This window comes from Bradyrhizobium sp. Ken64 (genome assembly GCF_055807555.1).
On the sequence record NZ_JBVVPA010000005.1, the window covers coordinates 184315 to 201779 of the forward strand.

The 17465-nt window shown below is 63.2% G+C and carries 17 protein-coding genes; 14 read left to right on the forward strand and 3 right to left on the reverse strand.

Going from position 1 to position 17465, the window contains the following annotated elements; translation table 11 throughout:
• The first annotated feature begins 177 nt into the window (after nucleotides 1–177).
• The 3 genes from AC0L2F_RS11210 to AC0L2F_RS11220 are packed head-to-tail and all read left to right on the forward strand — an operon-like array spanning nucleotide 178 to nucleotide 3295.
• Nucleotides 178–2229 carry an FUSC family protein gene (locus AC0L2F_RS11210; protein WP_473248402.1) on the forward strand — a complete coding sequence of 684 codons (2052 nt, stop codon included), beginning with the start codon at nucleotides 178–180 and terminating at the stop codon, nucleotides 2227–2229.
• A complete protein-coding gene (locus AC0L2F_RS11215) occupies nucleotides 2226–2432 on the forward strand; it encodes a DUF1656 domain-containing protein (RefSeq protein ID WP_007608941.1) in 207 nt (68 codons plus the stop codon). Before AC0L2F_RS11210 ends, AC0L2F_RS11215 begins: the two co-directional genes overlap by 4 nt.
• Complete coding sequence (locus AC0L2F_RS11220; RefSeq protein ID WP_473248403.1) at nucleotides 2429–3295, forward strand: efflux RND transporter periplasmic adaptor subunit; 867 nt, start codon at nucleotides 2429–2431, stop codon at nucleotides 3293–3295. The genes AC0L2F_RS11215 and AC0L2F_RS11220 overlap by 4 nt, the downstream gene beginning before the upstream one ends.
• A gap of 21 nt (nucleotides 3296–3316) precedes the next feature.
• On the opposite strand, the gene AC0L2F_RS11225 is transcribed toward AC0L2F_RS11220, so the two are convergent.
• Nucleotides 3317–4528: an acyl-CoA dehydrogenase family protein gene (locus tag AC0L2F_RS11225; RefSeq protein WP_473248404.1), complete on the reverse strand. Its 1212-nt coding sequence runs from the start codon at nucleotides 4526–4528 to the stop codon at nucleotides 3317–3319.
• A gap of 41 nt (nucleotides 4529–4569) precedes the next feature.
• The gene (locus AC0L2F_RS11230) at nucleotides 4570–6195 is read right to left on the reverse strand and encodes a long-chain fatty acid--CoA ligase (protein WP_473248405.1); all 1626 of its coding nucleotides are present in this window, start codon (nucleotides 6193–6195) and stop codon (nucleotides 4570–4572) included.
• 177 nt (nucleotides 6196–6372) lie between these two features.
• On the opposite strand from AC0L2F_RS11230, the gene AC0L2F_RS11235 reads away from it, so the two are divergent.
• The 11 genes from AC0L2F_RS11235 (at nucleotide 6373) to AC0L2F_RS11285 (ending at nucleotide 16800) form a co-directional block, all read left to right on the forward strand.
• Nucleotides 6373–8226 carry a flavin-containing monooxygenase gene (locus tag AC0L2F_RS11235; RefSeq protein ID WP_473248406.1) on the forward strand — a complete coding sequence of 618 codons (1854 nt, stop codon included), beginning with the start codon at nucleotides 6373–6375 and terminating at the stop codon, nucleotides 8224–8226.
• Between the two features lie 39 nt (nucleotides 8227–8265).
• Entirely contained in the window at nucleotides 8266–9084 is an 819-nt protein-coding gene (locus AC0L2F_RS11240) for a lytic murein transglycosylase (RefSeq protein ID WP_007608958.1), read from the forward strand.
• 108 nt (nucleotides 9085–9192) lie between these two features.
• A complete protein-coding gene (locus tag AC0L2F_RS11245) occupies nucleotides 9193–9414 on the forward strand; it encodes a hypothetical protein (protein ID WP_007592399.1) in 222 nt (73 codons plus the stop codon).
• A 12-nt stretch (nucleotides 9415–9426) separates the two neighbouring features.
• Entirely contained in the window at nucleotides 9427–9849 is a 423-nt protein-coding gene (locus AC0L2F_RS11250; RefSeq protein WP_007608959.1) for a hypothetical protein, read from the forward strand.
• Nucleotides 9850–10246: 397 nt separating this feature from the next.
• A complete protein-coding gene (locus tag AC0L2F_RS11255) occupies nucleotides 10247–10693 on the forward strand; it encodes a MaoC family dehydratase (protein ID WP_007608960.1) in 447 nt (148 codons plus the stop codon).
• A gap of 92 nt (nucleotides 10694–10785) precedes the next feature.
• Nucleotides 10786–11298 (forward strand): hypothetical protein, encoded by a 513-nt coding sequence (locus tag AC0L2F_RS11260; RefSeq protein WP_007608964.1) that lies wholly within the window; start codon nucleotides 10786–10788, stop codon nucleotides 11296–11298.
• 320 nt (nucleotides 11299–11618) lie between these two features.
• Nucleotides 11619–12776, forward strand: a complete 1158-nt coding sequence (locus AC0L2F_RS11265; RefSeq protein ID WP_063992826.1) for a helix-turn-helix transcriptional regulator — start codon at nucleotides 11619–11621, stop codon at nucleotides 12774–12776.
• 229 nt (nucleotides 12777–13005) lie between these two features.
• Nucleotides 13006–13977, forward strand: coding sequence for a helix-turn-helix transcriptional regulator (locus AC0L2F_RS11270; RefSeq protein ID WP_007608966.1), 972 nt, complete (start codon nucleotides 13006–13008; stop codon nucleotides 13975–13977).
• A gap of 76 nt (nucleotides 13978–14053) precedes the next feature.
• Nucleotides 14054–14302 carry a DUF6894 family protein gene (locus tag AC0L2F_RS11275; protein WP_007608973.1) on the forward strand — a complete coding sequence of 83 codons (249 nt, stop codon included), beginning with the start codon at nucleotides 14054–14056 and terminating at the stop codon, nucleotides 14300–14302.
• A 148-nt stretch (nucleotides 14303–14450) separates the two neighbouring features.
• On the forward strand, nucleotides 14451–15569 hold the full coding sequence (locus AC0L2F_RS11280) for a helix-turn-helix transcriptional regulator (RefSeq protein WP_473248407.1): 1119 nt from the start codon (nucleotides 14451–14453) through the stop codon (nucleotides 15567–15569).
• A 112-nt stretch (nucleotides 15570–15681) separates the two neighbouring features.
• Nucleotides 15682–16800, forward strand: coding sequence for a helix-turn-helix transcriptional regulator (locus AC0L2F_RS11285; protein ID WP_473248408.1), 1119 nt, complete (start codon nucleotides 15682–15684; stop codon nucleotides 16798–16800).
• A 242-nt stretch (nucleotides 16801–17042) separates the two neighbouring features.
• Here the strand turns inward: AC0L2F_RS11285 and AC0L2F_RS11290 are convergent, their stop codons facing one another.
• Nucleotides 17043–17297 carry a hypothetical protein gene (locus tag AC0L2F_RS11290; protein ID WP_198287885.1) on the reverse strand — a complete coding sequence of 85 codons (255 nt, stop codon included), beginning with the start codon at nucleotides 17295–17297 and terminating at the stop codon, nucleotides 17043–17045.
• Between the last annotated feature and the right edge of the window lie 168 nt (nucleotides 17298–17465).

Genomic DNA, 17465 nt, shown 5'->3' on the forward strand with positions numbered 1-17465 from the left:
GGTCCGCCGAGATGTCAGTAGGCCGTCGGGAACCCCCGCCTCGCCGCGGGGCCGGCCTGGGGGCCGGGCCAGCCTGCTGCATGATATCGCCCCGAGGAACTTGCGGTCACCTTCGCGACTCTCCAGCGCATAGAACGGTGGGCAAGCCGCCAAGACCGACGCCGAAGCGAAATAGCCATGCGCGCAAATGAACCGTTCCTGGTCCGCCACGCGGACCTTATTTTCGCTTTGAAGACGTTCGCCGCGTCGATCCTGGCGCTCGTCATCGCGCTGGCGATGGATCTGCCACGGCCATATTGGGCGATGGCAACCGTCTACATCACCTCGCAGCCGCTGGCGGGCGCGACCAGCTCGAAGGCGTTCTTCCGCGTGATGGGCACACTGGTCGGCGCCGTCACGACGGTGGCGCTGGTTCCAAACCTGATCGATGCACCCGAGCTGCTGTGCCTCGCCATCGCGCTCTGGGTCGGGCTCTGTCTTTATCTCTCGCTGCTCGACGGCACCCCGCGCAGCTACGTCTTCATGCTGGCCGGATACACGGTGGCGCTGATCGGCTTTCCCTCGGTATCCGAGCCGGGCGCCATTTTCGAAACCGCGGTGGCGAGGCTGGAGGAAATTTCGCTCGGCATCATCTGCGCCAGTCTGGTTTCGACCATCGTCCTTCCACGCAGCGTCGCGCCGGCTGTTGCCAATCGCATCGAGAATTGGGTGGCGGACGCGCAGCGCCTAAGTCAAGTCGTCCTGTTGCGCCACGGGACGAACGAGACCCGCCGCGGCAAGCGCATCAAGCTTGCGACCGACATCGTCGAAATCGACACGCTCTCCACCCATCTTGCTTATGACCGGTTGACCGACCGCAATGCCGTCGTCGGACTGGGTGAAATCCGGCTGCGCATGCTGATGCTTTTGCCGGTGATCGCTTCGCTCGAGGACCGGCTCGCCGCGCTGGGCGAGGAGGCGTTGTGGCGGCAATCCGAGCTGAGGCGGCTCCTGGAAAATCTCGCGGAATGGATCACCAGCGACGCCAACGCACGGCAGCCGGCCGAGCGGATTCGCGCCATGATCGCACGGCAGCAGGCGGTCCTCGACGACAGCGCCTCCTGGGAGCGGATCATCGTCACCAGCCTGTTGTCGCGGCTGCGCGATCTGGTCGACCTCTCGCGCGATTGCCGCGCCCTGACGGAAGCAATCGCCGAGAGCCGGAACGTCTCGACGCTCGATCTGGATTTCCAATCCGAAGCAGGCGCCGCGCCGGTGCGCCATAGGGATCGCGGCCTTGCCCTGTGGTCGGCTGCCGGCGCGGCGGCGGCCATCCTGATCTGCTGCGCGTTCTGGATCGGTACCGGCTGGCCGGACGGCGCGTCGGCGCCGATGATGGCGGCCGTCGCCTGTTCGTTCTTCGCCGCGCAGGACGAGCCCGCGCGCTTCATCCGCAGTTTTGGCCTGTGGTCCCTGGTCGCCATTGTCGTCGTGGCGATCTACCTTTTTGCGCTGGTGCCCGCAATCTCGCATCTCGAGGTTTTGGTCGCCGCGCTCGCGCCAACGTTCCTCTTCTATGGCTTCCTGATCGCACGGCCCGCAACGACCGGAACCGGCATGGCGCTCGCGGCCAACACGGCGACGCTGCTGGCGCTGCAATCGACCTACAGCGCGGACTTTGCGTCATACGCCAATTCCGCCGTTGCCTTCTTCGTCGGCGTCGCCATCGCCGAGTTGGTGACGCGGATCGCGCGTGGGGTGGGGGCGGAGTGGATTGCCAATCGCTTGGTGCTGTCGAACTGGAAGACGCTCGCCGTTGCCGCCGAGCGGCGCGGAAGGGGCGATCGCGCCGTATTTGCAGGCCTCATGCTGCACCGGCTCGGATTACTCGTACAGCGCATCGCCTTCCTCTCCGAGAGCGACCGGCGCGATACCGACAGCCTCGTCCAGCTCCGTATCGGAATCAACATCATCGATCTGCGCCGTGCCCGCTATGCGCTCGCGGCATCCACCATTGCCGTCATCGACGACATGCTCGACGAGCTCGCCATCGCCTGCCGCAAATATGCGGGCGATGGAATGCCGGCCGAACTTCTGGCAAGCGTCGATCGGGCACTGGCCCGTGCGGTGAAGGATCCCAATGAGAAGGCGCGCGAGGACGCTCTGGTCGGCCTCGTCGGCATAAGGCGCGGCCTGTTTCCGGATGCGCCGGCCTATCGGCCGCGGGCAGGCGAGAGTGTTGCAGCATGAGATACGTGATCGATATCTATGGTGTGCTCGTGCCAGCGCTGCTGTTGTGGATCATCATCGCCTACGGGCTGAGTGCTCTGCTGCGCCGTTTCATGCAGCGCTTTGATCTCTACCGGCTAGTTTGGCACCGCGCGCTGTTCGATTTCGCGATCTACGTCTGCATTCTCGGCGTCGTCGTCTATCTCTCGGAGTACCTTGCATGAAAGGGAATCTTGCCTGGCTCGGGCGCCTCGCGTTGACGCTCCTTGCCGTTGTCGCCGCGCTCGCCGTCGGCCGCGAGCTCTGGGTCTATTACATGGAGCAGCCATGGACCCGCGACGGCCGGGTGCGCGCCGACGTGGTGCAGGTCGCGCCCGACGTGTCCGGCTTCGTCACCGAGGTGCTGGTCAAGGACAATCAGAAGGTCCATCGCGGTGACGTCCTGTTCAAGATCGATCGCGAGCGATTTGCGCTGGCGCTGCGGCAGGCCGATGCGTCCGTGGCAGGTCATCAGGCCACGCTCGATCAGGCCAATGCCGATTTGAAGCGCTACAGCGCGCTCACGACGGATGCCGTGTCGCAGCAGAAGCAGGAGCAGGTCCTGGCGACCCAGCTCCAGGCCAAGGCTGCCTTCGACCAGGCCGTTGCCGACCGCGCGGTCGCCCAGCTCAACCTCGATCGCAGCGAGGTGCATGCCTCCGTGAACGGCGTGATTACGAACATGAATCTGCGTCCCGGTGCTTACGTCACGGCCGGGAAGGGCGTGATGGCGCTGGTCGACACCGACACGTTGCATGTCGAAGGCTATTTCGAGGAGACGAAACTCGCGCGCATTCGTTTCGGCGACAAGGTGCAGGTCCGACTGATGGGCGAGAAGGTGACGCTGCTGGGTCATGTCGAGAGCATCGCGGCCGGCATCGAGGATCGCGACCGTGCCGAGGGGGCCAGCCTGCTTGCCAACGTCAACCCGACCTTCAGCTGGGTGCGCCTCGCCCAGCGCGTCCCGGTGCGCATCGCGCTGGATCATGTGCCTGACGGGATGTCGCTGGTGGCCGGGCGTTCGGCGACGGTTGAGGTGTTGAACTAGGCGCGACTGCCATCACTCGCTTCAAGCGTTCGAATATTTCTTCAGCTCGAACCGTGCGATCTGGTTCCTGTGGACCTCATCCGGGCCGTCGGCGAGACGCAGCAAACGCGCGGTCGCATAGGCCTGCGTCAATCCAAAGTCGTTCGACGTGCCGCCGCCGCCGTGGGCCTGGATCGCCCAGTCGATGATTTGGCAGGCCATGTTGGGCACGGCGACCTTGATCATCGCGATCTCGGCTTTCGCCACCTTGTTGCCGACGGTGTCCATCGCGTAGGCTGCGTTGAGCGTCAGCAGCCGGGCCTGCTCGATCATGATGCGGGATTCCGCGATGCGTTCCTGCGTCACCGTCTGCTCGGAGACCGGCTTGCCGAAGGCGACGCGACTGCGCACCCTCCGGCACATCTTCTCCAGCGTGCGCTCGGAGAGCCCGATCAGCCGCATGCAGTGGTGGATACGGCCGGGGCCGAGGCGCCCTTGCGCGATCTCGAAGCCGCGGCCCTCGCCGAGCAGCATGTTCTCCTTGGGCACGCGTACATTGGTGAAGACGACCTCGGAGGCGCGATCGGGCACGCCGTAGAAGCCGAACACGGGCAGGGCACGCTTGACCTCGACGCCCGCTGTGTCCATCGGCACCAGGATCATGGATTGCTGCTTGTGGCGGTCCGCATTGTCAGGATCGGTCTTGCCCATGAAGATGCAGATCTTGCAGCGTGGGTCGGTCGCGTTGGTGGTGTACCATTTGCGGCCGTTGATGACGTAATGGTCGCCGTCGCGGACGATCGAGCTTTCGATGTTGGTCGCATCGGACGAGGCGACGGCAGGCTCGGTCATGGCGAAGCAGGAGCGGATTTCGCCTGCGAGCAGCGGCTTCAGCCAGCGCTCCTTGTCCTTCTCCGTGCCATAGCGCTCCAGAACCTCCATGTTGCCGGTGTCCGGCGCCGAACAGTTGAAGACCTCGGGGGCGAGATGCGAGCGGCCCATGACCTCGCAGAGCGGCGCATATTCGAGATTGGTCAGGCCTGCTCCGTGGCCGGAGTCCGGCAGGAACAGGTTCCAGAGGCCTTCAGCGCGCGCCAGCGGCTTCAGCTCCTCGACGACAGGATAGACCTTCCAGGGCCCCAGCTCCTCCGCCTCGCGATAAAAGCGCTCCTCATTCGGATAGATGTGCCGGTCCATGAAACTTTCGAGCTTGCGCTTGAGCTCGACGACTTTGGGCGACATCGGGTAGAGCATCTTTGTCTCCTTGATCGATGGACAGGCCGGGCGCGATCGGCTCACGCGACGCGATACTCTCTGAATTTCTCGCGCAGCGCCGATTTGAGCACCTTGCCGGTGCCGGTCATCGGGAATTCGTCCATGAACTCGACGGCGTCGGGCATCCACCAACTCGCGATCTTCGGACGCATGTGGTCGAGCAGCGTCTTGCCGTCGACCGTCGCGCCTTTCTTGCGGACGACGAGGAGCAGAGGCCGCTCCTGCCATTTCTCATGGTTGATCGCGACCACGGCGGCTTGCAGCACATCGGGGTGAGACAAGGCAACGTCCTCGAGCTGGATCGAGGAGATCCATTCGCCGCCGGACTTGATCACGTCCTTGGAGCGGTCGGTCAGCGTGACGTGGCCCTGTGGGTCGATCACGGCCATGTCGCCGGTGATCAGCCAGCCGTCGCGGTCGAGGCCTTCGTCGAGCTTCATGTAGCCGGACGCAACCCACGGGCCCCGCGCGCGCAGATGGCCGACGCTCTTGCCGTCGCGCGGCAGCTCGTTGCCGCCGTCGTCGACGATCCGCAAGGCGGTACCGAAACAGGCGCGGCCGGACACCTGGCGGCGGTCGAACTTCTCCTTGTCGTCGAGATGCTCGGAGCCCGGCCGCAAGCCGGGCATCGAGCAACCCAAGGCTTCCGTCATGCCCCAGGCCTGGACGTAGTCGATGTCATACTCGCGCTTGAGCTTCTCGACCATCGCGCGCGGCGGCGCCGAGCCTGACGACAATGTTGCACGAAGTGTCGAGAACCTGTTGCCGGTGCGTCCGAGCCAGTCTAGCAGGATCAGCCAGAAGCTCGGCACGCCCGCCGACAGCGTCACCTTCTCGCCTTCGAGCAGCTCGTAGAGCTTGTCCGGCTCGTAATTGCGGCCGGGCAGCACCAGCTTCGAGCCGGTATAGGGCGCGGTGAACGGCATGTTCCAGCCATTGCCGTGGAACAGCGGCGCCATCGGCATCATCACCTCGCGCACGCCTTCCAGGTGCCCGGGCAGAAAGTCGAAATTGCAGGAGACCATGGTCTGCAGGATCGCGGCGCGGTGCGAATAGATCACGCCCTTCGGGTTACCCGTCGTGCCCGAGGTGTAGCAGATGGTGGACGCCGACTTTTCGTCGAACTCCGGCCAGGCAAATCCGGCGTCGTTCTCGTTGTCCAGCAGATCCTCGTAGCAATGGACGTTGGCAAGCCTGGTCTCCGGCATGCGCTCGCGCGAGCACATCACGACATAAGCTTCGATCGATTTGAGCTGCGGCGCGATCGCCTCCACGATCGGCAGCGTGGCGCGGTCGATGAACAGCAGCCGGTCCTCGGCGTGATTGACGATGTAGACGAGCTGCTCGGGGAATAGCCGCGGGTTGACGGTGTGCAGCACATAGCCCATGCCCGGCGCGGCATAGAACATCTCGAAATGCCGGTGCGTATTCCAGGCCAGCGTGCCGACGCGGTCGCCGGGCATCATGCCGAGTCTCTTGAGCGCCAATGCCATGCGCTTGATGCGCGGATGGGCGTCGGCATAGGTGTAGCGATGGATGTCGCCCTCGATCTCGCGGGCGACGACCTCAGCCTCGCCGTGATAATCGGCGGCATACTGGATCAGGCCGCTGATCAGGAGCGGCATGTCCATCATCAATCCCTGCATCGTCTCCTCCGGACCGCCACGTCGTTGCGCGGCGTGCGCTTGTGATGTGCGCTTGAGGTTAGCGGAACGCCACGCGACGTTCACGCAAAAAGCGAGAGACGCGATTGCATGCGTCACTTTTTCAGGGCTAAGTGATGCGAGCTGCCGGCGAAGCAGTGTCCGCCGGGGAGGAAATCGATGTCAGCGGAAAGACACAAGACCGGTGCAGCCGGCGAATCTACAATCGACATTGCCGCACTTCGTGCGCGCTATCGCGATGAGCGCGATCGCCGCCTGCGCGCCGAAGGCAAGGCGCAATATGTCGAGGTGAGCGGCGAATTCGGGCGCTATCTCGACGATCCCTGGGCCAATTCCGGATTTGCGCGCGAGGCCGTCAGCGAACAGACCGAGGTGCTGATCGTCGGCGGCGGCTTCGGCGGCCTTCTGTGCGGCGCGCGCCTGCGCGCGGCCGGCATCGATGATTTCCGGGTCGTGGAAAAGGCCGCCGATTTCGGCGGCACCTGGTACTGGAATCGCTACCCTGGTGCGGCCTGCGATACCGAGAGCTACATCTACCTGCCGTTACTGGAAGAGACCGGCTACATGCCGGTGCGCAAATATGCGCGAGCCCCCGAGATCTACGAACATTCGCGCCGCATCGGCCGTCACTTCGATCTCTACGAGCGCGCGCTGTTTCAGACCGTCATCACGCGCATGGAATGGCAGGAGTACGAGGCACGTTGGCTGGTCGAGACCGATCGCGGTGATTGCATCCGCGCGCGCTTCGTCATCCTTGCTGGAGGCCCACTGAGCCGTCCGAAGCTGCCGGGCATTCCCGGTATCAAAAACTTCAAGGGACACAGCTTCCACACCAGCCGCTGGGATTACGCCTACACCGGAGGGACGGCCGAAGGTGGTCTGACCGGTCTTGGCGACAAACGCGTCGGGATCATCGGCACCGGCGCCACGGCCGTGCAATGCGTGCCGCATCTCGGCCGCTCGGCCAAGGAGCTCTACGTCTTCCAGCGTACGCCGTCAGCGATCGGCGTGCGCGACGACCGCCCGACGGATCAGAGCTGGGCGCAGGGGCTCAGGCCTGGCTGGCAGCGCGAGCGCATGGACAATTTCACGGCGGTGATCTCGGGCGAGCCATTCGAACAGGATCTGGTGCAGGACGGCTGGACCGGCCTGCTCGGCGAGATCCTGCTGGCGCCGCGCCGCCAGAAGCAGCCGGTGACCTCGATCGAGGAGGCGCTCAAGGTCATCGAGCAGGCCGATTATCGCAAGATGGAAGAGATCCGGGCGCGCGTCGATGCGATCGTTAAGGACGAGGCGGCGGCTTCGGCGTTGAAACCCTGGTACAAGGCCTTCTGCAAGCGGCCGTGTTTCCACGACGAATATCTCGACACCTTCAATCGCCCCAACGTGCATCTCGTCGACACCAGGGGACAGGGCGTCGATCGCATCACCGAGAACGCGGTCGTGGTCGACGGCCACGCCTACGAACTCGACTGCCTGATCTATGCCAGCGGCTTCGAGGTCGGCACCGACTACGCCCGCCGCATGGGCTTCGAGGTCTACGGCCGTGACGGCGTGAGCCTGTCCGAGCGCTGGCGCGACGGCGTCAAGACGATGCACGGCTTCTACAGCCGCGGCTTCCCGAACTGCTTCCTGATCGTCATGGTGCAGGCCGGCCAGAGCGCCAACTTCCCGCACATCATTGACGAGCAGTCGCAGCACATCGCCTACGTGATCGCCGAAGTGCGCAAGCGCAAGGCGCGAACCCTCGAGCCGACGCTGGCGGCCGAAAACGCCTGGGTCGAGGAGGTGGTCAAAGCCGCGCTCGGACGCCAGACCTATCTCGCCGAATGCACGCCCGGCTATTACAACAATGAAGGCGTGTTCGATCCGATCGCGGCGAGAAACAGCCAGTATTGGCGCGGGCCGGTGGCATTCCTGCGGCTGCTCGACAAGTGGCGAAAGGAGGGCAATTTGGACGGACTGGAACTGTCGTATGATCACGCCATGGAGTCGGCGCCTTCGTCCGGGTAAGCTCGGGCATTGGATCGCGCCAGAGAGAGGACATTGGACATGATCAGGGGCAGAACTGTAACTGCGGCGGTTTTCGGGGCGATGACGCTGCTCGGCTGCCTCTCGCCCGCCGCCCACGCCGCGCAATGCGGCAGTTCGCCGGCCGGCTTCGAGGCCTGGAAGCGCGAGTTCAGTGCGGAAGCGCAGGGCAAAGGCGTCGGCCAGACCGCGCTCGGGGCGCTGATGCAGACCAATTACGCCAGTGCCACCATCGCGGCCGACCGCGGCCAGCGCAGCTTCTCGCTGACACTCGACCAATTCCTCGCCAAGCGCGGCGCCACTACCATCGTCGCCAAGGGGCGCCAGCTCAAGCAGTCGCAGGGCGCCTTGTTCGCCTCGATCCAGCAGCGCTATGGCGTTCCGCCGGGGCCGCTGATCGCGATCTGGGGCATGGAGACCGGGTTCGGCAGCCAGCGCGGCAACCAGAACATGCTCTCCTCGATTGCGACGCTCGCCTACGACTGCCGCCGTCCCGAATTCTTCACCGACCAGCTCTATGCGGCGCTGAAGCTGATCGATCGCGGCACGCTGTCGGGGGCAACCCGCGGCTCGATGCACGGCGAAGTCGGCCAGACCCAGTTCATGCCCAAGAACATCCTGGCCTACGGCACCGGCAATCTCGAAGTTGCCGCCAATGCGCTGAACTCGACGGCGAATTTCCTCAAGGCCCATGGCTGGCGCGCAGGAGCCGGTTACCAGCCGGGCGAGCCGAATTTCGCCGCCATCGAAGCCTGGAATGCCGCCGGCGTTTATCAGAAAGCGATCGCCCTGATGGGACGGCAGATCGACGAGGGCGGAGGAGCGGCCGCCTCGCGTTGAGCAGCTCAGCAAGGCGTGATGCGCCGGCAAGAGAAAGTTGTTGCCAACTGGAACCGACGGCACGAGGTTTGCTTTGATCGAACAGGGCTGGGCATGAGGAGACTCAACATGGCAACCCAGATCGTGATGGACCAGACTGGCGACACGCGCCACGAGTTTGATCCTGGCAATGCCGAAGCGCTGGCGCGGGCCGAACGGCGCTTTCGGGAGCTCACCGGAGCGGGCTTCACCGCCGCGCTGCGAACCGGACCCGGCGAAGTCACCCGGATCCGATCGTTTGACCCGACCGCGCAGGAAACGCTGTTCTATCCCCGCCTGGTCGGCGGTTGATCTGAGCTGCTCATGATCGCGGCAGTCTGGCTCCGCGCGCCGGCGCGTGCGCGTCTGCATGCGCTACGCGAACTCTATCGGCGCTTCTTCGGCGAGAACACGCCGGATGCCCGCGGCCGCCGGCTTCTGGCCGAATGGCTGTCGCCGGCGCAGCGCGCGCAATTCGAGCAGCACCGGCATTTCGATGTCGTCGGCTGTGATACCGGCAAGACCTATCGCATCCACTATGGCACGGCCGCCAATGTCCATGAGATCGACGCGGCCGGCAATGCGGCGATGGGGTGGTGCTTCGTCCCGTCAGGCTTTCTCGTTCCCGGCGACGTGATGCTCGCGCAGAAGATCGCGCTCGAAACGGACGAAAGGGGAGCTCTCGCGCTCGCCAACAGGTTTCCGCCCGCAACGCATTCTGAACATTTCTACCGGCGGCCGTTCTAGGGCAAGGCTGTCAGTGCAAGGCTATTAGTCAAGGCTATCAGTAATGGGTGGTGCGATAGGCATCCACCGCGTGCGCTGCAAAAACGCCGACGCTGCAAAGCGCGAGCAAGGCCGAGATCAGCTCGATCATAGCTCGTCCTCCTGCGGCGGCAGGGCGACGAGGTGCTGACAGCAGGAATAATCCCAGATCAGGTTGAGGAAGAATTGCATCGTGGCCGTCCCTGTATGATTTTGACAACCAGATAACCGACGATCTGTTTCAGGCGTGTTTCGTCGCATCTGGAAACGGGTTTCGTGGGGGAACCCGGGCTGGTTTGTGCGCTGCGGAGCCGCTACATCCCGCTCTTGCTCAATCCTGTTAGCCGCGAGGCGGCGCATCACACTGCGAGGCGAAATCATGGCGCGGATCGAGTGGTTCGACGATCTCACCATTGGAATGCAGTTCAAATCCCCCGAAGTTCATGTCACCGAGGCCGACATCAAGCGGTTCGCGGCCGAGTTCGATCCGCAGCCGATGCATCTCGACCACGAAGCCGCCAAGCAGACCCTGTTCAGGGGTCTCGCTGCCTCGGGATGGCACACCGCCGCGATTGCGATGAGCCTTGCGATCCAGACCCGCCCCTTCGGCCCGCATCCGCTGATCGGCGCCGGCGTTGACGGGCTGCGCTGGACCATCCCGGTACGGCCCGATGACCGCCTGCATCTGGTCGGGGAGGTCATGAGCCTGACGCCGTCGAAATCGAAGCCGCAGGGCATCGCGCTGGTGAAATGGACGATGTTCAACCAGAACGGCGAGGAGGTTTACACCTTCACCCCGATCGCGATCGTGCCGCGGCGGGAGTAGGGCAGGGGCAGCGCCCTACGCGGTCGCCGAAGCCCTTGCGGGTCACCGGCAGAGGTGGTCATCTCGGTCCGGGGAACACGCTGGAGGCTGACATGAAACGATTTCTCCTCGCCGCCGGGTTGCTGGCCGGCGCCTTGGGCGCCGTCGCTTTGACCGCAAGTCCGGTGCAGGCGCAACAATCCAAGGTTGGCGACTGGACCATCGAGAAGCGCACGCAGGACGCACATTGCAATGCGAGCCGCGGCTACAAGGACAAGCAAGACGAGAACCGGGACTACGTCATCGTCATCACCTATTCCGAGAAAGCTATCGTCATCGTGATGATCTATGACGGCTGGGAGTGGGACAAGGTCGGCGAGATCCTCCGGGCTGACGTCGGTACCGACGACGCCGATATCATGAAGAAGGCCAAGTGGGAGGTCATGGACAAGACCACCGTTCGCGGCATCTTCGAATACGATCAGTCCATGATGGACCGGCTGTCCAAGGCCAAGCGTCTCTCGCTCGATTTCGAGGACGATGATGACGACAGCATCGAGATGCAGGTGCCGCGTGCCGGTGAAGCGCTGGCGGCGCTGAAATTCTGCGAGGAGAATCGCAAGTAAATTGCCGGAGCCGCATGCGAGGCCCAGGGGATCGGTGGCGACAGGGTTCTGCAGCGCGACCGACGCCTGACTGATCGCACGCGTGACTCATCGCACACAGTCCGCGCGCTGTTCGCTTTTATCCTAGTCTTTGGCGAAAACGTCCAAGCCGCATCCTGCAGTTGACGTTACGCAAGGACGATGTTCGATATTCCAGCATTTCGTTGCAACGTTTTCTCCCCGTCGAAGCCGGCCATTGAACGGCCCGTCTCCTTCGCCAGTCCCCGGATAGCGATCTTTCTCGCACGCCCGAGCCATACGCGGATTGCGTCGTCCGGCCGATGACAATCCTCCACGCAAATCGGTTCTCGTCCCTCGTCGGCGCGATTTACGACGCGGCGGTCGATCCCGCGCTGCGCAGCGGGGTGCTGGAACGGGTTGCGCATTTCGTCGGCGGATGTGCCGCGACCATCCTGTCCAGGGACAGAGCCAGGCTTTCGATCGAGATCCAGGAGCATTTTGGCACCGAATCCCGCTTCCGCCAGCTTTATCGCGACCGATATGTGGAGCTCGACCCTCTGCTCGATCGTCATCTCACGCTCGCAGCGGGGCAGACGATCGGCGTAGCCGACATCATGCCTCATGCGGATTTCCTGGCAACGAGCTTCTATCGCGAGTGGGTGGAACCGCAAGGAGCGATAGACCTTGCAACCGTCGCTATCGAGACGTCGGCCACGCGCACCACGATTCTGCAGGTGTTGCGCCACAGGTCGCACGGACTCGTTGACGAGCCGATGCGTGAGCGCATGCGGCTGCTTGCTCCGCACCTCCAGCGCGCCAGGATCATGGGCCGCCAGATCAGGGCCCGCTCGCATACCGTGGACGACCTTGCAGATGTCTTGGATGGGCTGAGCACGGCGATCTGCCTGCTCGACGCAGATGGTCGGGTCGTGCATGCCAACGCAGCATGCCGCGGGCTGTTCGCCGATGCCAACCTGCTCACAATGGTCGGAGACCGGATCGTCGCCCGCAACACCCAGACCGACAAAATATTCCGCGGCCTGTGCGGAATCGATGCCGGCCGAGAAACTCGTTCCGCTGCCCGCCGTCAGATCGAGCTTGCGACATCAGTTGATGGGCAGCACTATCTGCTCCACGCTTTTCCCTTGAAGCGCGATCGCAGTCCATCGCGAGATGCTGCAGCCACGGTGCTGTTCGTGCAGAAGGCATCGGCGGCGACATGGCTCGCAGCCGATGCGATCGCTGCGGCCTTCAGGCTGACACCGTCAGAACTGCGCGTATTGATGGCCATTATCGAGATCGGCGGCGTTCCCGACATTGCGGCAAAGCTCGGCATCGCCGAAACGACCGTGAAGACGCATCTCGGCCGCCTGTTCGAGAAGACCGGCGCCGGCAGGCAGGCCGATCTGGTCAAGATTGCCACCGGCTTTGCCGTTCCATTCGCGCCTCGAACGAACGACGGTGACGATACCTTGTGATCCATTTCACATGGTTCGCCGGGTATGTGCCGCAATCTCAATCCATTGTGATGAGCCGAGCTCCCGTGTCCTCCGAATGCAGGACGCGAGTCATTTGATACTTTCGTATATCGCTTCCAGAAAAGTGAAGAGCAGCAAGCGCCGCGAAGCGATACCGCGACGGCATCGAACGCGAGTGTGAGGAAACGACAGCGCGTGGCCGGACCTGCTCGTCGGTTGGAGGATTGCAGTGAGCCAGTTTGATTTTTCAGTTATTAACGTTTCAACGAACGAAATTCCCGAAAACGAGCGTATCCCGCTGCTTCGCGATTTCTATTGCCGCGGGGTGTTGAAGGCGGAGGTCGAGGTGAGGGAAGGAAAGCCGTTCGCGGCGAGCTTCACGTCCCACGTCTTGCCGGAAGCCCAATTGCTGATCGGAGGATTGTGCGGAGCGCGCGTCGTTCGCACCAAGCATCTGGTTGCCGATGGGGACGACAGCCTGGCCCTGATCGTGAATCGATCTGGCGTGCTTGGGATATCCGAGCGGGGACACGATCTGAGCCTTCGTGCGGGAGAGGCGGTCTTGACCAGCGCGGAGGACGTCACGACGTTCGAGCGATTGTCGCTGGGCAGCTGTTTCTCGCTCCGTGTGCCGAGACGCGTGCTGGCGCCGATGATCGTGGACGTCGATGACGCCGTGATGCGTGTCATGCCGGAGAGCTCGACGGGACTTCGATTGCTGGTCGATTACGCGGTGACGCTGGTGCGGGAGAAGGCGTTCGCGATGCCCAATTTGCGCCAGCTCGGGGTCGGGCATCTGCACGATCTTCTGGCAATGGTCCTCGGTGCCACCAACGAGCCGCGGGAGCTGGCCGGGCGCCGCGGCGTCAAGGCGGCACGGCTGCAGAAGGCGAAAGTCTCCATCGCCAACAATTGCTGGCGGCAGGACCTGTCGGTGGCCACGGTCGCCCAGGAGCTCGGCGTGACGCCGCGCTATCTCCAGCGCCTGTTCGAGGCCGACGGCAAGACGTTCTCGTCCTTCCTGATCGAACAGCGCGTCAAGCGTGCGCATCGCATGTTGCGCGAACCCGGATACGCCGAGCGGACGGTCAGCTCGATCGCCTACGATGTCGGCTTCGGCGATCTCTCCTATTTCAACCGCTGCTTCCGGCGAACCTATGGCGCCACTCCGAGTGACGTCAGGAGCGGTGACATGCCGTGACCGTGCGCGATTGAATTTCAGTCAAATGCCGATTGGAGACGGCACGGGCGTGCGCCGCCCGCAGTTGGAGTGTTGCATGCGCCGTTTTTTCTTTGATCTTATGCTCGGCAATATCGTGAAGATCGATCCGGGTGGCATGGTGTTCGAATGCCCCGAAGCGACATTCGTGGTGGCCAACGAGATGGCAAGCCACCTGTTCGTCTGGCGCGACGATTTGCGCGGCCGCGATGCCTGCATCCGGGTCAGAGACACCGACGGGCGCGAGATCTATCGCGCCGCGGTCTGGTCGGAGAATGTGGAGAAGGTCGGCTGGGACGAGATGTGAGCGTCCCGGTGCGGTATCGCGACTCTGCATCAGTAGCACCCGAATGGATATCCGTTCGTTGCCCGGCCGGCGTCCTCCGATCGGAGGATGCCGCATGCTGAGGTTGTGGTATGCTTGGTGATATTGATCACCCAGGCCATTTATAGCCATGCACGGACCGCGGAAGCTGCCCGACCTCGTCGAGGCCATCTACGATGCCGGACTCGATCCTTCGCTGTGGCACAACGTCGTCACCGGCATCCGCGACTTCGTCGGCGGCCAGGCCTGCGGACTGTTTTCCAAGGATTCCATCAGCAAATTCGGCGTCACGCACTATTATTGCGGGGCGGACCCGCACTATATCCAGCTCTATTCCGAGACGCATTCGAAGTTCGATCCGCTGACCGTCCTGCCGCCGCACGGCCAGATCGTCAGCATTCCGGATCTCGTCAATTTCGATGAATATCGGCGCGGACGCTTTTACCAGGAATGGATGCGGCCGCAGGGTTGCAGCGATGCGGCCAACGTCGTGCTCGACAATTCGAATGCGAGCTGCCCCGTGATGATGACGGTGCTGTCGGGCCGCCGGATGGTGGATCCGGTGATGAAGCACCGCCTCTCGCTGATCGTCCCGCACGCCAGCCGTGCGTTGTTGATCAACCGCGCCATGACCTCGCAACTGACGTTGGCGACGGCGTTGGCGGAGGTCCTGGACAATCTGGCCTGCGGCATCTTCCTGCTCGATGGATTCTGCCGGGTGGTGCACGCGAATTCCGCAGGGCACGTCTTGCTTGCGGCCGACGATGTGGTTCGGTCCGTTGCCGGGCAATTGGTGACCAGCAGTGCGGAGGCCAATCAGACGCTGCGGGAAGCGTTCGCGACCCGCAATGAAACTGCCCTGCTTGCCGCAAAGGGGCAGGCGTTTTCGCTGCTTTCGCCCTCGGGCGAGCGCTACGTCGCGCACATCCTGCCGCTGTCTTCGGTCCTCCGGGACGGTAGCGAGCGGGTGGTCGATGCCGTCGGTGCGCTGCTCCTGCGCAAAGTATCGATCGGCGGACAGTCCTACGGCGAATTGATCGCGCGGACCTTCGACCTTACACCGGCCGAGCTGCGCGTGTTCCTGTCGATCGTCGAGGTTGGCGGCGTCCCGGAGACGGCGGTCGCGCTCGGTATCGCAGAAACGACGGCGAAGACGCATCTGCATCGCGTGTTCGCCAAGACGGGCGTTTCGCGTCAGGCCGATCTCGTCAAGCTCGCGGCAGGATTCTCCAATCCGCTGATCAACTAGGCTGCCAATTGGGCCCTCAGGATTGAACCTTTCGCTCCATCGCCAGACTCACAGGAGCCGCCGGGCATGAAGAACATGTCGCCATCTCCATGTGTCACCATTGGCTCTTCCGATGCCCCGACCTCCAAAACCGTCCGAGTTGATCGAGACTATCTATGACGCGGGTCTCCAGCCGGAGTTGTGGAGCGAGGTCGTTGTCAAGCTCAATGCTTTCATCGGCAGCCAGGCCTGTGGTCTGATTTCGAAGGACCCGGTCAGCAAATCAGGCGCGACGCATTATTATTGCGGGGTTGATCCGCACTACATTCAGCTCTATGCGGAGACCTACGCCCGGTACGACCCGCTCGCTCGGCTTCCGCGCTATGGCGAGGTGCGGAACATCCCCGATCTCGTGGATTTCGACGAATATCGCCGCGGCCGCTTCTACCAGGAATGGCTGCGCCCCCAGGGCTGCGTCGACGTCGCCAATGTGGTGCTGGAGCAGTCGAAGTCGCCGTGTCCGATGCTGATGACCGTGATCCCCGGCAGGGAGATGCTCGACGCCGAGCAGCGGGCGCGGATGCAGTTCCTGGCTCCGCATGCGAGCCGGGCGCTCTTGATCAACCGGGCGATCGAGCGGAAGCAGCAGCGGGCGATCGCGCTCGCCGACGTCGTGGACCGACTGAATGCCGGTGTCATCCTGCTCGATTCGACCTGTCATATCGTCCACAGGAATCCGGCTGCGGACACGATCCTGGCCGTCGACGATGTCCTGCGGTCTATCTCGGGCCGGCTGGTGGCAAGATCCTCCGCTGCAAATTCAGCCCTGCGCGATATTTTCCGTGACACAAGCGAGGTCGCGTCGGCGGCATCTTCGGGACGGAAAATTCCGCTGATGTCGCATGACGGTTCTTACTATGTCGCGCACGTGATCGCGCTGCCGTCATTGCTGCGCGAGGGTGTGGCCGAGCGAAGTTCGGCCATCGGAGCCTTGTTCATTTGGAAGGCGGAACTCGACGGCCGCTCGAGTGCCGGACTCATTGACCACACCTTCCAACTCACGCCTGCGGAACTGAGGGTCTTGCAGTCGATCGTCGATGTCGGCGGCGTGCCGGAGACGGCGGTTGCGCTCGGCATCGCGGAGACGACGGTGAAGACGCATCTGCATCGCGTGTTCGCCAAGACCGGCGTTTCTCGTCAGGCCGATCTCGTCAAGCTCGCTGCTGGATTCTCCAATCCGCTCGTGCACTGAGATGCGTTCAAAAACGCGGGCGAGTCGCTGCAGCTCGCAATAGGTTCAATCAGAAGCATCATTTGAAAGTTATCGCGCGTCATTCGATCGAATGACGCGTTGTTCTGCGCTCTATTCTACTGAACATCACACGGTCTGTTGTTCGACGGGTCAGGCATTCGTGTGAAGCAACTCACTGCAGGCGGAAGTGGATCCCGTCAATCTCTCGAACAGGTTGAGAGGAGATTGTCATGCGAACGGGGTCACCAGTTCTGACAGGCAGGTTCCGCGATATCGTCGCCCGCATAGGCGCGATACTCCGCGCGCAGCGGGAAATCGACGCGCAGCGCGTGTTGCGGCGCTATCGCCACCTGCTGGACCAGCCGCACGAAGCGCCGTGTCTGAATGAAATTATGCACGTCTCCCGTGAAGAGGATACTTTTGAAAATGCCAACGGAGTTGATCCGCGCGAGCGCACGGCCGGCCACCCCAAATTCGAACGTGCGTGACGTCAGCATCGTCGCGATCGCGCTGACCGCGGCGCTCGTTGCTCTCCAACTGGTCGGCCTCGCGATGCTGGAGCAATCTCACGCTTACGGGATGCATCCGTCGGCTCCACTTGAGCCGGCCGTCTGCACGGAGAGCGCCGGGGTCCCTGTCTCGCAAATTCCGTACGACTGACCCGG

Excerpts from the sequence above, each read along its gene's own strand:
- AC0L2F_RS11210 (WP_473248402.1), top strand. The coding sequence starts at position 178 with ATGCGCGCAAATGAACCGTTCCTGGTCCGCCACGCGGACCTTATTTTC.
- AC0L2F_RS11215 (WP_007608941.1), top strand. The coding sequence starts at position 2,226 with ATGAGATACGTGATCGATATCTATGGTGTGCTCGTGCCAGCGCTGCTG.
- AC0L2F_RS11220 (WP_473248403.1), top strand. The coding sequence starts at position 2,429 with ATGAAAGGGAATCTTGCCTGGCTCGGGCGCCTCGCGTTGACGCTCCTT.
- AC0L2F_RS11225 (WP_473248404.1), bottom strand. The coding sequence starts at position 4,528 with ATGCTCTACCCGATGTCGCCCAAAGTCGTCGAGCTCAAGCGCAAGCTC.
- AC0L2F_RS11230 (WP_473248405.1), bottom strand. The coding sequence starts at position 6,195 with ATGCAGGGATTGATGATGGACATGCCGCTCCTGATCAGCGGCCTGATC.
- AC0L2F_RS11235 (WP_473248406.1), top strand. The coding sequence starts at position 6,373 with ATGTCAGCGGAAAGACACAAGACCGGTGCAGCCGGCGAATCTACAATC.
- AC0L2F_RS11240 (WP_007608958.1), top strand. The coding sequence starts at position 8,266 with ATGATCAGGGGCAGAACTGTAACTGCGGCGGTTTTCGGGGCGATGACG.
- AC0L2F_RS11245 (WP_007592399.1), top strand. The coding sequence starts at position 9,193 with ATGGCAACCCAGATCGTGATGGACCAGACTGGCGACACGCGCCACGAG.
- AC0L2F_RS11250 (WP_007608959.1), top strand. The coding sequence starts at position 9,427 with ATGATCGCGGCAGTCTGGCTCCGCGCGCCGGCGCGTGCGCGTCTGCAT.
- AC0L2F_RS11255 (WP_007608960.1), top strand. The coding sequence starts at position 10,247 with ATGGCGCGGATCGAGTGGTTCGACGATCTCACCATTGGAATGCAGTTC.
- AC0L2F_RS11260 (WP_007608964.1), top strand. The coding sequence starts at position 10,786 with ATGAAACGATTTCTCCTCGCCGCCGGGTTGCTGGCCGGCGCCTTGGGC.
- AC0L2F_RS11265 (WP_063992826.1), top strand. The coding sequence starts at position 11,619 with ATGACAATCCTCCACGCAAATCGGTTCTCGTCCCTCGTCGGCGCGATT.
- AC0L2F_RS11275 (WP_007608973.1), top strand. The coding sequence starts at position 14,054 with ATGCGCCGTTTTTTCTTTGATCTTATGCTCGGCAATATCGTGAAGATC.
- AC0L2F_RS11280 (WP_473248407.1), top strand. The coding sequence starts at position 14,451 with ATGCACGGACCGCGGAAGCTGCCCGACCTCGTCGAGGCCATCTACGAT.
- AC0L2F_RS11285 (WP_473248408.1), top strand. The coding sequence starts at position 15,682 with ATGCCCCGACCTCCAAAACCGTCCGAGTTGATCGAGACTATCTATGAC.
- AC0L2F_RS11290 (WP_198287885.1), bottom strand. The coding sequence starts at position 17,297 with ATGCTGACGTCACGCACGTTCGAATTTGGGGTGGCCGGCCGTGCGCTC.